The following is a 16920-nucleotide window of genomic DNA, read 5'->3' as shown; positions in this document are numbered from 1 at the left end:
ATGAATCACACAACAGAATTATCTAATCATGACGAATTGAGTTTACAGGAAGTTAGTATTACACCTTCCAGCAATTTAGTTTTAGCAGAACTTGGAATAGATCCAACCGATATTAAATATATCAAACCCCGTTGGAAACGCACCCAATACAGAGCTATTGTCAATTGGATTTCTAACTATAAACCGCATTTAGATGCTTCCAATATAGAGGAAGTCAAAGGCTTTATCGAAGCATTTCACCATCTCTGCGAAGTAGAAAATTGGGGACAAGCTAAGAATCTTCTTTCTATTGACCTCAATACACCTACTAATGAAGAATTGCACGCGCAAATGCGCCTTTGGAGTTACTATCGTCAGGTATCCGATCTGTACGATAGACTCTTAGGCAAGTTAGATTCTAGATGGGATGCTATTTGTTGGAATGGTCTAGGCATTGTTGCTAATTCTACTGGAAACTACCACCGAGGAATTGAGTGCCATCAGCAGCATCTGGAACTCGCGCGCTCGCTAGGTGATTCTCAGCAAGAAGCAGTGGCACTGGGGAATCTAGCTATTACCTATAATTCTTTAGGTGACGTTACCCATGCGATCGATCTCTACGAACAGTGTTTAGCCATCCTACCGGAAATAGGCGATCGACAAGGAGAAGGAAGGGTATTAGGGAATTTAGGTATTGCGTACAATTCTCTAGGCAATTTTTCCCGCGCTATTGAATACCATCAGCAGCATTTAGATATAGCGCGAGAAATCGGGAATCGTCAGGGAGAAGGAATAGCACTCAGCGGTTTGGGTTTTGCTTATTACGAGCTTGGAAATTACCCTCTAGCAATTGATTGCCACCAGCAGCATTTGGCTATTGCACGGGAAATCGGCGATCGCCAAGGAGAAGCGATGGCGCTAGGAAACTTAGGCAATACTTACAATTCATTAGGAAATTACAATCTAGCAATTGAATACCACCAGCGACATTTGACAATCGCACGGGAAATCGGCGATCGCCAGGGAGAGGGAAATGCGCTGGGAAACTTGGGTAATGTTTACCATTGGCTGGGAGATTACAGTGGTGCAATTAAGTACCACGAAAAATATTTAACCATCGCACAGATAATAGGCGATCCTCAAGGACAAGGAGCTGCATTAGGGAATTTGGGCAATACCTACTATTTGCAAGCAGATTATGCTAAAGCCGCTGATTGTTATCAGAAGCATTTGGCTATTTCGCGGGAAATCGGCGATCGAAAAGCAGAAGGGAATGCACTAGGCAATTTGGGTAATATCTATGATTCATTAGGAGATTATAACCAAGCTATGAATTACCACCAGCAGCATTTGATGATCGCGCGGGAAATCGGCGATCGACAGGGAGAAGCTGGTGCTTTGGGTAATATTGGCAATATCTGTGATTCATTAAGAAATTACGAGCAAGCCATTGAATACCACCAGCAGCATTTGAGAATTGCACGGGAAATTGGCGATCTACAAGGAGAAGCAACTGCATTGATTAATTTGGGTAGTGCTAATTATTCCCAAAAACATTTTTCTGGTGCAATAGATTACTATCAGCAGGCTTTAATAATCGCAAAGGAAATCGGAGATAGACAAGGAGAAGGAATGACATTGTGCAATTTGGGAGCTATTCTCATTGAATATGGTCAGTATTCAGAAGCGTTAAAATCTTTGCAGCAAGCCCTAGACATTTTGCATGAAATTGGTGATATTTCTACTGAGGCTACTGCTCTATATAACTTAGCAAAGCTTTATCAGAAGTTGACGTATTCCGAGCAAGCGCTGATGTATTGCGGTCAGGCCTTATCTATTGCTACAGAGTTAGATATACCTTTACAAAAAAAATGTAGAAAATTAAAACAACAATTGGAGCGCAGCCATGACTAATTCGACTAAAAACTTCTCATTTGGTACTAAAAAATGGATCGACTAATACCATCTAGCGAGACATTTTTAGCTAAACTTGGTATTGAACAAGCTACGTTAAAACTTCTTACCCCGAAATGGAAACGCACTCAATACAGAGCAGTCATTAACTGGCTGACAAAGTATAAGCCCGCGACAGATGCTTCAAATCTAGATCGAGTACGAGGTTATTTGGAGGCATTCCATCATCTATCTGAAGTCGAAGCTTGGAATCAAGCTTTAAAGATTTTAGTCATTAATATTATTGAGCCAGAAAATGAACAGTTACATAATCAACTATTTACTTGGGGATATTATAGAAATTTATCAGAATTATACAATAGACTCTTAGAACCCTTAGCTAATATAGCTCCCTATTATCAGACTATTTTCTTATATGGTATGGCCAAGGTATATTATGCTCAGGGATACCTGGAAAAAGCCATTGAATATTATCAACAGGCATTAGAGCTTGCACGTACACTTCCCGATTGTCAGCAGGAAAGTGCAATTCTAAATAGCCTCGGACTTGTTTACTTATATTTACGAGATTACTCCAAATCAATTAATTACCATTGGCAAAGTTTAGTTCTTGGATGGAAAAATCATAACTATCAAGGGCAAGCTATCGCTTTGAACAGCTTAGGGCTGGTGTTTTGTCAACAGGGAAAATACTCCAAAGCAATTAAGTACCAGCAGGAGAGTCTGAGGATTTTACGTCAAAGCTACAACCCTTCGTATGAGGGAAGGGTTTTGGGAAGCCTCGCGCAAGCTTATGGTGGTTTAGAAAATTACGAGAAAACTATCGAATACCAGCAGCAACATTTAACAATTATGCGAATCATCGAAGATCGTGCGGGAGAGGGAGAGGCATTATTTAACTTAGCAACTACACTAGCAATTTGTAAGCAGGATTCAAAAGCTTTGAAATATTTTCAGGAATCTCTGGAAACCTGTAGAGAAATTGGCAATCGTTTGACTGAAGTTAATGTCCTTTTAAATTTAACAGCCTTTTATCAAAAATCAGGTAATAAAGATTTGGTTCGTAAGCATTGTCAACAGGCTTTTTCCATTGCCGATGAACTAGGTATACCGCTTGACTCCTTTCAGCAGCTAGGCTCACGGAATCTAGAAAATTTCCCAAAAGCCTGAAAGTCTCTCTAGAAGAATACCAAGTAGCTACCGATCTTTAGCAACAAGCATTGGCTATATCCATTACTAAAATGAATGAAGTAAAACTAAACAGCAGTCAACTTATCAAAAATTTGGGACTAAATAATAAATTTATCCGCTCTGTAAAGCCGAGATCAAAACGCATACAATACAGAGCTGCATTTAACTGGTTAAATCTCGCTCAAAATTCAAAAGAAATGGTAAAAAATGAATCTTCAGATTTTAGTCAGGCACAGATGTTTCTGGAAGCTATTTATCACCTGTGTGAAGCTCAAGATTATATTGCTAGCATCCAGGTTTTGGAATCCGAGATTGAAATGCCTCTCTCTAATGTTCCAAAGATGCCACTTCATTCTTACCTTCTCTACAACGGACAAGGAAACCAACTCTTAAAAACAGTAGATACGATCCTTGAGGGACTTCAGGATGAAGAGAGTAGTAAATGTTTTCTCAGAATGCTCAAGGCCAAAGCAGCCGAAAGTTTAGGCGATCGAAGTTTAGCAGTTCAAATTTATGAAGATATTTGTAAAAGAGAACCACCACAGAGTAGAGAGTATATAGAAGCTTTCGCTCGTCTCGCTGGTTGTCAAGTTCAAATGGGTCAATATCAAGTTGGTGTTCCAAATATAGAAAACGCTCTAAAATATATTGAAAACGCGGGACAAGACACTTTTACTGAACTTAAGAGTGACCTACTAGAAGGGCTAGCATTCTATACTATGAATACTGGTTCATTCAGTAAGGCGTTCGATCTATTTGGTGATGTATTTCGTCTTCGGCAACAGAATGGCATGATAACAGGACTAATAGGACCATTAGCACATCAGGGAATTGTACTTCGTAAAAGTTCTGTTCCTCGACAGCATCTCCTTAAGATTTTACTGGTTAACACATTACGTTTATTTGGGTTAAGTTTGTTTTCCAATGCTTTGTACAACAGGTTATGTCAGCCGTTAAACTCTACTATCGATCGGAATTATGAAAGAGCTGAGAATCTGCTTCGACAGGCATATAATCTATGCGAAGAAATAGAAAATGAGAATGCGAAGGCTTGGATTGCACATCACCTAGCCTGGGTTATAATCAATCGAGGACAAGCAACTTTAGCTGAAGAAGAAGCGTTAAACGCATTAAAACGATATGAAGCTATTGAGGATCGAAGAGGCATCTCTGATTGTTATGAACAATTGGGCAGAATTTACCTAGCGAAAGACAGATTACGTCTCCATGAAGCTGAAGCCTGCTTAAATCAAGCATTAAACATTAGGCAAAATATTAATAATTTTCACGGAACTGCTAGCTCAATACTAAGCTTATCATTTCTATATTGGCACAAAGGAAATTATATCAAGTCTCTTCAGTTTTCGATCGAAGCAACTCACTCATACTACCGAATTGGAATGTTAAATGTGAACCGAATTATCGGAATCCTAACTCTTTTCTCTGTATGGACTGTCGGCAATCGTGATTGGACAGCCTGAAATCTTGTATAATTATCAATAAAATAGAAATTATCCTGTCTCAAAAATCGGGAGTAATGACGATGACTTTGCTGACATTACCCCTAAAAGTTAATCTCGATCCTCTACAAAAAGATTGTAGGGACTTAGAAAAACAATTGGAGTTCAATCATGAATAGCTTAAATAAGTTTGTTGATGAAGAGCAACAGGCGATGGCTACGCCCGCTGCAGGCATCGAGAAGGTTGACATCCTACCCTCCGGTGAGTCACTTCTGGTGGCGCTTGCCATTGATCCCTATACCCAGAAATTTATCAAGCCACTTACTAAACGTACCCATTATCGAGCAGTAATTAACTGGCTCACAAAATATAAACCTCTGCTGTCTACCACAAATCTAGAGCAAGTAAAAGGTTGCATAGAAGCATTTCACCATCTCTGCGAAATAGAAGCTTGGGAAAAAGCGAGCGAACTTCTATTTATTCATCTCAATACACCTACAGGCGAAAAGCTACACAATCAACTCTATACCTGGGGATACTATCAAGAACCCCTTGACTTATACAATCGAATTCTTCACAAGATAGATTCTCGAACAGATGCTATCATTTTCAACAATAGCGGTAATTCTTATCTTACATTTGGTGACTTAGAAAAAGCAATTAAATACTATCATCACAGTTTCACCATAGCCAAACAGATTGGCGATTCCTTGCTAGAAAGTCAGTGTTTAGGAAATCTAGGACTAGCTCATCGAGGTATTGGTAACTCAGGTAAAGCAATAGATTATTACCAACGCAGCCTAGCGCTCGCTCAACAAATAGGAAATCGCCAACAAGAAGCAGGATGCTTGAGAAGTTTGGGAGAAGCTTACTTCGATTTGATAAACTACAAGGAAGCTAGAAGCTGTTTTGAACAAGCATTGAGTTTTGCCCGAGAAGTTGGCGACTATCAAGAAGAAGGTCAAAGTTTGGGAAATTTAGGTCGGCTCTATTTGATTCTAGGCAAACCAAATAAAGCGATTGAGTATTATCAGAAAAGTTTGGCGATCGCACGGCAAATCGGCGCTCGTCAAGATGAAGAATCGGCGCTGGGAAGTTTGGGCAATCTTTATATCCTATTAGGACAGCATACCCAAGCTGTTCAGTATTTAGAAGAAAGCCTAACGATTGCGAAAGAAATCGGTTCTCGTCGGGGTCAAGAAAGCAATCTGGAGGCTCTGGGGAGTGCTTATCATCGCCAAGGAGACTGCGAGCGAGCGATCGCATACTACCAAGAAAGTCTCAAGATTGCACGGCAAATTCAAGATCGCTTTTGGGAGAGCAAGGCAATCCGAAGCCTGGGCAATCTTTACTCAATCTTAGAAAACCACGACAGCGCAATCCAATACTATAAGCGAAGCTTAAACATCTCCCAACAAATCGAAGATCGCCCCGGACAAGAAGCTGCTCTAGCGCACCTTGGAACCCTATATGCTGAATTAGACGATCCGGTTAAAGCGATCGAGTGTTTTCAGCAGAGTTTGGCGATTTCACGGGAACTCAATGACCTTCAGGCACAAGGAGAGTATCTCGAAGATTTAGGTGAAGCCTACTATGCGCTAGAAAGCCATGCCGCTGCTATTAATTACTTTAAACAGAGCTTGGCAATTAGACAAGAAATTAGCGATCTTCAGGGACAAGCAGAAGTCTTATGTAACTTGGGTCTAGCTTACGAAGCGAGCGAGGAATATACTCAAGCGAGCGAGTGTTACGAAGAAAGTTTAGCCGCAGCCGAGGCAATTGACGATTCTTTACTCAAAGCTAATGCGCTCTCAAATTTGGGTGATGCTAACTACGCTCTGGAAAATTATACCAAAGCGGTTAAATGCTACCAACAGAGTTTGATCTTGAAGCAAAAACTTCAAGATATTCAGGGAGAAGCGATCGCTTTAGGCAACTTGGGGGCTGCATACCACACTTTAGGAGACAATATTAATGCGCTCAATTACCAACAGCAAAGTCTGGCAATTTCTAGGGAAATAGAAGATCTTTCGATGGAAGCAACCACCCTTTGTAATATGGGATTGACACTGACAGAACTAGAGAGGTATTCAGAAGCTCGCGATGCCTTGCAGCAAGCGCTCAAGATTTGTCGTAACATTGGCGATCGTCCCACAATGAAGGAGGTACTATTGAGGTTGGCAGATATCCCCAAAAACAGCTCATGACTGGGCAATCTCGGAAAAATTCGTCAAGATATAAAGCTATAGATACTATATTCCAGAACTTTGTATGCCTTGCGCAGTTATCCTCACTTCTATTTCTGTAGAGTATCTGGCTGTTCGCACCCATCTCGCCGACCTCGGAGAAGAAATTCACCCCCAAGGGACAGTTTATGAACGCGGTAAATTTGTTGCTAACGGCAAGTCTTGGGAAGTCGGGATTGTTGAGGTAGGTGCAGGTAATGCGGGTGCAGGGATAGAAGCGGAAAGAGCGATCGCCTACTTTAAGCCTGAGATCCTTTTCTTTGTGGGTATTGCTGGAGGGATCAAAGACGTTGCGATCTGTGATGTTGTTGCAGCGACGAAGGTTTATGGCTACGAGTCAGGAAAAGTAGGAGACCAGTTCTTAACTCGACCTGAAGTGGGACAATCCGCCTACGCACTGGTGCGGAGAGCTAAACGAGAGGCTGAAAAAACAGACTGGTTACAGCGATTATCCAGCAGTCCCGTTCCACAGCCCCGTGTGTTTGTAGCTCCCATTGCTGCTGGAGAGAAGGTAATTGCTTCCAAGCAGTCAGATATTTTCCAGCTTCTGAGGATAAGTTATAACGATGCGATCGCGGTCGAGATGGAAGGATTTGGCTTCCTGAGTGCAGCCTTTGCCTACCCCAACATCAAGGCGATCGTGATTCGAGGCATCTCTGATTTAATTGAAGGCAAAAACGACGATTCCGTAGAGTCTGAGCAGGTTCGCCAGGAGAAAGCTTCTCTTCATGCCAGTGCTTTTGCTTTTGAGATTCTGTCAAAAACTTTAGTTACTGAAACGGGGTCTAATCAACAGCTAATTGAGAATTTACAGCTAAATTTTCAGCAACTTGAACATGGCTGGTTGAACAACCGTTATTCTCCCGATCTTCATCAAACTGGTCAAATAGAAGCCGATCTACATCTGCGATTGAATGGCCCATCTTCTCAACCTATATGGCTGCACGAGGTAAGGCAGATTCGTGTACTACTCGAAGATGCACACTTGGCGATTTTGCGCCTGAGACGGTATCCGGAGTTCATGCAGCGGGATGATGCCGAAAACCTAATTAGCGGTGCTGAAAAATGGATAATAGCTGCGATCACTGAACAACAGGAATTAGAAAGCCGCATTGTACGCGGGAACTCCTTCCCACTTCCTGACTTTGAAAGGGAAGTCACTGATGAAGATGCCCCTTGGCAGCTTATCAGAGTAATTGAGCCAGACGAGAAACACTCTTTAGAATCACCAACTGCGGATATCGGAAAACAACTTGAGGCGACCCTGAATCGTTGGCTTGCCCGAAAAGTTACACCCAGATACTTACAAAGCTTAGGACAGCTTGCTGCTTACATTGGTGAACCGGGAGTAGGAAAAACCCACGCCCTCGCTCATGCGGTTCAGAGACAGCTTGCAGCAGGTTTACCTGCAATTTTAATCCGCGCCAAAGAGATTGATTTAGCACGTAGTTGGGATGTAATTATGGCTGAAGCGATCGGTAGGCCCGGATCGAATATCAATCAAGTTATGGACACACTAGAAGCTGCTGCGATTCAAGTCGAAAATTCTCGTTTTTTAATCGCTATTGATGGTCTTGATGAGACTCCTAGAGCAGAACGGTGGGCTGAAAAAGTTGGAGAACTGATTCCCCTTGCAAAGAAATACCCGAAAGTTCTGTTTGTTTGTTCGCTACGTACCAACCTTTTCTCCCGTATAGCTTTTCGAGATGGGATAGATTCAGTTCACTTGAGTGGTTCTGATGCGACCCTTGGTGAGATTTTTAAATCTTATTGCAAAGTCAATCGAATTGAATGTCCTCCTATTTTGCGTTGGGCTTTGCAAACTCCACTTGCAATTAGACTTTTCGCTGATTTATATGAAGAAAAATATATAGATATTAATGCTGTTACGCTCCAGGATTTCTCACTGGCAAAGCTGATTGACCGAAAGATTAATCATGCTGAACGTGCCATTCGAGAAAACGATCCAGAAGGCTGGAGCGAAAACATTACCCCAGTTCGCGATACTTTACGCGCGATTGTTAAAGGTTGCCTATCTAAGGGAAAACTTTTGCAGGCAGAGGCATTAAAAGTTGCTGAAATCGCTCAAAAGATACCAGGTATTTTGTCTTGCCAACAGTTACTCAACATTCTAGAAAAATGTCGCGATCGCGGACTTTTGCTGCTTAGAAGTCAACCTTCAGACTATCCATTTGAGGGCGATCTTCTCTTTTGGGAGCCTACCTATGAAACCATAACGGACTTCCTTCTCGCTTGGGAAGCTCATAAAGAAGCAAAAACGAACCTCAATAATCCAGAGATGCCAAATTACCTGATGTATCGAGATAATGCTATTACACTTGCTGCCTATCTTCTGGGCATGGATGGTTATGACTTTTTTACTACAGGATTATGGTCAAACAACTTAAGCATTAAAAAGCGGGAAGAAATCTGCCTAACAACGATTTTAATTATGACTCCAGCCAAAGGAAAAAATTACGGAAACTGGGTTATCGAAATCTTCAAGAGAAATATGCCCAGTTGTAGAAAAGTCTTGGAAATATTAGTGATTCCTGGACTTAGAATCCCTGGTTTTCTATATGGAGCTAAGTTTATTCATGATGTACTGCTACCAATGCAGGTCGCAGAACGCGATTTGTTCTGGTCGGGCCCTGATTACATCCCACACAATCATGGGGCACCCTGGGAAGGCTTTGGAGAGGCAGTTTTGGACGAACTGGAAATAGCCGATGATGATACTTGGGATGCTGCTCCATTACTATTAGCTTGGGCAACGACTACAGTAAAAAACGACAGTCGCAGACGAATTCGTGGCAAAATTGCGGTGTGGGGCAGCCAAAATCCTGATGGATTATTTGCTCTTCTTAAAGAAGCTTGTCAGACCAACGACCCACAGATGCAAGAGGATATCCTCTCTGCTGCTTATGGAGCTTCATGTTTAACTCGACCAGACGAAAAATGGCTTTCCTTGTGCGGTTGGCTAATTGACAACTTTTTCGTTCCTAAAGCACCTCTTTATACTCACAATATAGTTGTTAGGCACAGCGCTAGAAGCATCATAGAACGTTGTGTTGCTTGCCATGTTGAAATTGATGCAGAGCGCCTAATTAGCGTTCATACGCTATATATAGAGTCTGAAGAAATACTTTGCATTGACAAAGATGCTGCTATTCATGTAGACCCGCATTTGGGAATTCAACCAGTTACAGGAGACTTAGCTTGGTATGTTGTTCCAAGAGTGATCAAGTCATTTTTTGAGCGGTATAAGTTCACAAAGACGAGTCGAACTGACAATCAAATAAATAACGAGACTGCAAGCAATTTCGACGATATGGATGAAAAATTATTGAGAAGCTTTGTTGAAGGTTATATAAGAAAATCAGCTAAAAGTGAATCTCGGAGAAAAGTAAAAAATATTCTCAAAAAAATAATCAAAAATCAATCAACAAAAGCAAAGTCACAAAAAGGGATTTCTGAGGAAACATACCAATTAATAATGCAGCGGTTAACTCAACCATCTGAGGATCTCAGTGAAGAAAACTTTTTTACGATTCTATCACAACGAGAGTATTCACCATCAGCTCAGGTATTTTTGTCAAAATATAGTGCAGAATATGAGATTTCAGAGTTGAGTCCTACACAATTTGCTTTTGGTTTTGTTGTTGCTTACATAACAGAGTTGGGCTGGTCGAAAGAATTTTTTATTAAAGAGCCAAATGGTGGTGAACCTGGTGAGATTCTTGGTGCAGATATTGCTATTCTTCGTGAATATTCTCAGGCAAGTCACGGCTCACGAAGCACTACTGCAACCTTTTGCGAGAAATATGTCTGGGCCTCCACCCACGAACTTTCCGGCTTCCTGGCAGATCGAGTCGCAGTATATGACTGGAATAGATGTTTTGAACCTCCAGTAGACCTAAGTTTATTAGCTGAAGCAACAAATCCAGCATCAGATGTAGGCTATGGTCAATTAAAACTAAATCAAGTATTAGATTTTTCCGAACTTGTCCCTGATACTGAACTAACTGAATTCGCTCAAGTCGAGCGAGTAAATGAGTGGATTCAAAAAGCTCCTTTGCCAAATATTTCATCTTTACTACTCCATAACTTAGATGAATTACCGGAGTGGGCAAGAAACGACGAATGGATTGTCCTGCGATCGTTTGTTATTAGACGTAATGCAGACAGCCAAGCAGAATCGGCATTACGGGCATCGAGTTTTCTATTTCCCTCAAATGCGTCACCCCTACTAGAGGAGGATGCCCAGCTTGGAATACTACCTGAGCTAAATGAGTTCTCTTCGGGAGTTGCCTCAGTCGAGTTTTATCGCGATCCATGTGAAGTTGTTTGGGCACCTTGGATTGAGGAAATTGAGGGAGCGATAGGCCACAAAACTTTGGATGCGATCGGTAATCCCATAGAACTGCAACTTCAGGCAACGACCTGTCAGTTCCATTGGGAAGCCCCGGATGGAGAGAATAATGAATGGGTTCCAGCAAAAGCTATTCGAGAAATGCTGGGGATTGTTGATTTTCGAGAAGGTCAATTTCTGACAGCTAGCGGACAAGTTCAGGCATTCACCTTTAATAATCCAGGAGAACGTTGGCATACACCCTCTTGTCAAGTTCTACTGGTTCGCCGTACCGCACTCTTTGAATCCCTGGCACAACAAAATTTAAGCATCGGCTGGGGAATTTGGCTGAACCGAGAACCATCTTACCCACTTATCACCATTTCAGATAAGAAAAGAATGTTCAGAAATTGGTATGCCATTGCACTTGGGAGTGGAGACACATTCAAAGTCATTCCCTACAAAGATAACATTGAACCTTGGTATAAAGACGATGACATTGCTGAGGTTACCCCTCAAAGTTAATCTCGATCGCCCTCAATTTACCCACCAGAAATTTTATCAACTCCGTCTCCGTAATCTTGAATTGACGATCGAGCGCAAGCGCATCAGTTTATCCACAGGAACGGATGCGGTTTGATTAAAGAACACACGAGTTCGCTCGCCGGACGGCTCTTACTCACGAAATAAGAGCCAAATCGATCGATATTTTGCACCATTAACGGCGTAAAATTTAGTATTTATAATGTCACTTTGAAAGAGTAAATGCTCGACTTACTCCCAGAGCAACAGCCCTCAACCTTGAATTTGCGCTGTCCGGTCCCCCTGACTCAGCATCCAGCAGCAGTGTACCTCGACAGTTTGGGGAGCGAACGGTCAAAGGCAACCATGAGAGAAGGACTCAATATCATGGCCCGGATACTGACAGGTGGGGAGTGCGACGCAATGACTTTGAATTGGGCGGCATTGCGCTACAAACATACGGCGGCTCTGCGCTCGGCTATGGAGAAAAAGTACGCCCCGGCGACGGTGAACCAAATGCTGTGCGCCCTGCGACGGGTGTTGAAGGAAGCTCTGCGGTTGGATTTAATCGACCCAATAGATTACAGTAAGGCGGTGGATGTCAGGAGTATCAAGCAATCGGGAAAAGTTAGGGGGCGCGCGCTAACGCTCTCTGAGATTGCTGCATTGATGCAAAGCTGCTCTGGTAAGACTCCTATTGATGTTAGGGATAAGGCGCTGATTGCTATCTTGCGAGGGGGTGGCATCCGTCGCGGTGAGGCGGTTAATCTGTTGAGGCGAGATTTTAACTTATCCACGGGAGCGCTGTTCGTCCGAGAGGGCAAGGGTAAGAAAGACAGGACGGTTTATCTCCCGGAGTCTGCTTGCGTTTTGGTGTCTGAGTGGCTCGATTTGAGGGGGGAGGCTCCGGGCCCTCTTTTGTACCCGATTCGGAAGGGGGGAGAAATTCAGCGCCGACGCATGACGGAGGATGGTGTGTTGAAGATTGTGCAGCGGCGGGCTAAACTTGCTGGGGTGGAGTCTTTTAGTCCCCATGACTTCCGACGCACGTTTTGCTCGGATCTCCTCGATGCTGGGGTGGATATTGTTACGGTGCAAAAGTTGGCGGGTCATGCTTCTCCGGTAACTACGGCAAAGTATGACAGGCGTGGGGAGGAAACTAAGCGGCGGGCCGTGCAGCATTTGGAGTTTTAGCGCTTTGTGACGTTCTCTCCCGTTAAGTGCTGACGCACTATAAAAGGTGGACAAGATTGACATCTAGGACTCTGATGAAACTTATAGTTCCTTTATCAATAGCCTCCGCTAATCCTGGGTTTAAGCTACAGAAGAATTGGCTGTTGTCAGGTTTTTCGTAAGCTACTTGAACAACATAATACCAGTTCAAAAATATCGTGCAGCAGTAGCGGCAGTAGGTCGATATAAAGTTTAATCCAGTAGGGAACCAAGCTTGACTTGGTAGTTCGTTCCAAGCAACAAATAGAGTATTCAACGGAGTTCCGACCGCAGTAAAAGCAGCCGACGCTGGTTAATTTATAATATCTGTTGGGCCAAGGCAGTCGCCGCCTCTGAAATGCGTTCCCTTGGAAATTGTCTATAACTTTCGCCACCGCGCATCCACTCCCCGTCCCACACATTTAATCCTTCCCTCATCCCGTTCTTGACGCAAAATGCGACGAATTAAATCCACAGAAACCACCGGACAACGCTGCTGTAACTCTCGCATCGAAAACTCCCAAGGCAAACTCTCAATTGCCTGTAAAACCATTGCCGTTTTCGTTCCTTTTGCTCCTCCAATCACCCCAACCCGCTGCTCAAATTCTCGATAAGCTCCTAGTAACATTACCCCTAAAAAATACTCCGACCAAGGCAACAAGCTATGCTTCCCCTCATGCCAATTTTGAGAAGATTGGTATAAAGCATCATAATAACTTTCTTTCGTGCGCTCCACAATTTGTTCTAAACTAATAAACTGCCCTACTTCATAACCCGCTTGATACAACAATAACAGCGTCAGCAATCTTGCCATTCGTCCGTTACCATCCAGAAACGGATGAATGCACAAAAAATCGAGAACATAACTAGCAATCAGTAACAATGGTTCAATCTCACCTTCACGGGAAAATAGATTAAATTTCTCATGCAACTCTTCCATAGCATGAGAGGTGGCATAGGCGGCAACAGGAGTAAATCGCACTATTTGTCTACCATCAGTTGTGGTTGCCGTAATTAGATTTTCTGTTGTTTTCCAACTGCCACCTAAACCGACGCTAAATTGATATAAATCGCGATGAAACTGCAAAACAATATTCGGAGTAAATGGAATATAACCATAGCTGGCGTGAATTGTATTCAGTACATTCCGATAACCAGCGATTTCCTGTTCCGAACGATCCCTTGGTGCTGTGCGTTCCGTTACTAATTTGCGAATTCGTGCCAGAGGAACGGTAATTCCTTCAATGCGGTTAGAAGATTCGGTACTTTGAATAATCGCAGTTTGCCGCAAAGTTTCTAGCACTTGTGGCGCTTGTTGCTTGTATAATTCCTGCTTGCCTTTGTACTCCCCAATTAAGCGAATCGTCTGTAGCAGTTTTTGGGTAATCGGTTGCTGGGTTAAAAAGGTCTGTTCAAAAGATTTCATAGATTAAAAGCACCACTGTCATAGCCATTGAGTCGCTTAGGCCTATTATATAAGTATTTTTAATATAGGTACTAGCCTGGTCACAGTACCTATATTAAAGGTATTGTACCCGATCGCATTTGTACTGTTTTGTGTGTCAAAGGTCGCCAGCTTCCCACCGGGACTACGGTACCAATACCCTGGAATAAGGGGCTAAATGCCCAAATTAACGAACGCTATTTTCCTCCACAGACTCTATAGATGCGTGTTCAAAAGGCGCGGCGCGTGTTTAAAAGGCGCGGTGCGTGTTTAAAAAGGCGCGGTGCGTGTTTAAAAAGGCGCGGCGCGTGCTTAAAAGGCGCGCGGTGCGTGTTTTATAGCAATTGAACAACTTGATTAAAAGCGCTTCGCGCTGGAGCAAAAACCACCTGTCCCGAATTGGAAGTGGCTCAGGTGAGACAACCCCAGAACAAGGAGTCAAAAGCTATGTTAGGAGAAATTTTTTCTGACAAAATCGCAGTATTGCAAGAAGAAATCCGCATCAAAGAAGCGCAGGTATCGTCGCTGCAATCCGCAGAACTTAGCGTTATCGATGCGATGGCTGCATTGAGTTCCGCCATCGCCACAGCAACCGAAATAGCACCACTGGCGATCGAAAAATTGAAAAAGTCGGTCATGTCCTTGTGGGACAATGACCCTAACGACAGAGCCCCCGATGATGGCAACCAAGACAGCAACAGCCATCCCGAAAACAGTGGCAACAGCAACCAAGACAGCAACAGCCATCCCGAAAACAGTGGCAACAGCAACCAAGACAGCAACAGCCATCCCGAAAACAGTGGCGGCAACAGCAACCAAGACAGCAACAGCCATCCCGAAAACAATGGCGGCAACAGCAACCAAGACAGTCACAGCCATCCCGAAAACAGTGGCAACAGCAACCAAGACAGTCACAGCCATCCCGAAAACGGCAACAGCAACCAAGACAGCTTCTTGACAGAAAAACAAGCAAACTTAACTTACTGTGGCGACAACCGAATCGGTCAAGTGTATTCTTCTGACGGAGAGATACAATTTTCTTACCTGAGAGGGAATAATAAAGCAAAACTTGAATCATGGGGCAGATACTTGATTCGAGAAAAATATGCTGCTGGATTCCAATTACGCGCACCAAATTGCGTTACAGCCTGCAAGCACGAAATCAAAATCTGGGGGTTAAAAAACATCCAAATACTGTACTTAATTAATCTGAACAAACAGCCGCCATCCGCTGACTTTGCGGAAATAAATCCAAGTACGCTTACTTTTCCCAAACAGTACGAAGTGCGCAGGAACACAAAAGCTGTTTTTGCAAGTTCTGACTATCAAGAAGCTCTCGATTTTTACCAAAGCGAAATCAAAACCCCAATAACCGTTATTGCTAGTCTACTAGACCCGGAATACCGAGTATTAGAGCAGTTCGATGCTCGCGTTAAAACCAATACTAATCGAGTTATTTTGCTTCCCGAAAAATCTGCTTAGAACTGCATTTTATGGCATTTGTACGGAAAATATACGGCACGAATTTTGACAATTTGCAGCCGGGTTTTCTGTACAAATACTATTTAATACCATTTTTCTAAAGATGTGTTAGAGATAAAGAATATAAAATCCAAGACCATCCGGTGAGAAAACCAATGACATGATTCGTTAAAGATGCTAAGATTTCCTGAACTTTTACGCGGAGTTCGTCAAGATTACTAAAGACTAACCAAGCTAAAAATTCTTTGATATATTCCCACACTCTTTCTGTTGGATTTACTTCGGGACAATGAGGAGGCTGAAATAGTAAAATAATATTGTCTGGCAATTCAGATTTGCTTAAAAGATGACCACCAGCATTATCGACTTGAATGATATGCAATTCATCGGGATATTCAAGCGATAATTGTTCCAAATATGCTTGAAAACAAATTTTATCTAAATGGGAAAACTCCCAAAAAAAACTTCTTCCAGTAGATGGGGATACTGCTCCATACAGCCAAAAACATTTGAATTTCCATTGATGTTTTCCTACGGGTTTTACACCCCGTAGTGTGATCCTTCGCCGACCAATTGTATGTAGTCCTAATCGAGTTTCGTCACTACACCAAAAAAGCCACTTCTTGTATTTCTTTACTTGGTCAGGAGCTTTATCTAGCAAGGCTTTAATTCTCTCTGGCAGGCTATTTTTGAATTCATTAACTGCCGTTGGCTCTTGTTCACTACTCCGGGGTCTTGGGATTTTTAATTTACTTTTCAACTCCCCTTTGACCAAGGAGTATACAGCTTGATAACTACTAGGTATCTCTTTGATCAACCAGAGCCAGAGATGAACTTCTTTATAGCTGGAAAATCCTTCGGGGTCTCTCAATTCTTGTTGTACTAAAGCCGCCACTTCAACTGAAAACTTTTTGGGTCTGCCAAAAACCTGTCGATTTTTTAACAAGTTTTCTATGCCACCCTCTTTATATTGAAAGAGCCAGCGATGAATTGTAGTTTCACTTTTGCCCAAAATAGATGATACTTCTCGGACTGTTTCTACTTGTTTTGACTGAAACAAATAAAGCATTTGAACTTTATTATATGCTAAGATTCTTTTTTGTTGTTTCCGAATCTCT

The 16920-nt window shown here is 42.6% G+C and carries 9 protein-coding genes; 7 read left to right on the top strand and 2 right to left on the bottom strand.

What is annotated here, in order from left to right; translation table 11 throughout:
* From JGK36_RS16030 to JGK36_RS16005, 6 genes are all read left to right on the top strand, one after another.
* Positions 1–1893: a tetratricopeptide repeat protein gene (locus JGK36_RS16030; RefSeq protein ID WP_293197449.1), complete on the top strand. Its 1893-nt coding sequence runs from the start codon at positions 1–3 to the stop codon at positions 1891–1893.
* Between the two features lie 33 nt (positions 1894–1926).
* Positions 1927–3063, top strand: a complete 1137-nt coding sequence (locus JGK36_RS16025) for a tetratricopeptide repeat protein (RefSeq protein ID WP_293197448.1) — start codon at positions 1927–1929, stop codon at positions 3061–3063.
* A 71-nt stretch (positions 3064–3134) separates the two neighbouring features.
* The gene (locus JGK36_RS16020; protein ID WP_293197447.1) at positions 3135–4565 is read left to right on the top strand and encodes a tetratricopeptide repeat protein; all 1431 of its coding nucleotides are present in this window, start codon (positions 3135–3137) and stop codon (positions 4563–4565) included.
* Between the two features lie 150 nt (positions 4566–4715).
* Complete coding sequence (locus JGK36_RS16015) at positions 4716–6752, top strand: tetratricopeptide repeat protein (protein ID WP_293197446.1); 2037 nt, start codon at positions 4716–4718, stop codon at positions 6750–6752.
* A gap of 64 nt (positions 6753–6816) precedes the next feature.
* On the top strand, positions 6817–11667 hold the full coding sequence (locus JGK36_RS16010) for a 5'-methylthioadenosine/S-adenosylhomocysteine nucleosidase (RefSeq protein WP_293197444.1): 4851 nt from the start codon (positions 6817–6819) through the stop codon (positions 11665–11667).
* Between the two features lie 240 nt (positions 11668–11907).
* Positions 11908–12858, top strand: a complete 951-nt coding sequence (locus tag JGK36_RS16005; protein ID WP_293197442.1) for a tyrosine-type recombinase/integrase — start codon at positions 11908–11910, stop codon at positions 12856–12858.
* Positions 12859–13255: 397 nt separating this feature from the next.
* Here JGK36_RS16005 and JGK36_RS16000 read toward each other — a convergent pair whose 3' ends face one another.
* Positions 13256–14302, bottom strand: coding sequence for a Fic family protein (locus tag JGK36_RS16000; protein ID WP_293197440.1), 1047 nt, complete (start codon positions 14300–14302; stop codon positions 13256–13258).
* 465 nt (positions 14303–14767) lie between these two features.
* On the opposite strand from JGK36_RS16000, the gene JGK36_RS15995 reads away from it, so the two are divergent.
* Positions 14768–15802: a hypothetical protein gene (locus tag JGK36_RS15995; protein WP_293197438.1), complete on the top strand. Its 1035-nt coding sequence runs from the start codon at positions 14768–14770 to the stop codon at positions 15800–15802.
* Positions 15803–15899: 97 nt separating this feature from the next.
* Here JGK36_RS15995 and JGK36_RS15990 read toward each other — a convergent pair whose 3' ends face one another.
* On the bottom strand, positions 15900–16916 hold the full coding sequence (locus JGK36_RS15990) for an IS630 family transposase (protein ID WP_293197470.1): 1017 nt from the start codon (positions 16914–16916) through the stop codon (positions 15900–15902).
* Positions 16917–16920 lie beyond the last annotated feature (4 nt).

Origin of the sequence: Microcoleus sp. PH2017_35_SFW_U_B (genome assembly GCF_020737865.1) — a bacterium.
Taxonomy (GTDB): Bacteria; Cyanobacteriota; Cyanobacteriia; order Cyanobacteriales; family Microcoleaceae; genus Microcoleus.
This window is presented reverse-complemented; position numbering and strand designations above follow the sequence as displayed.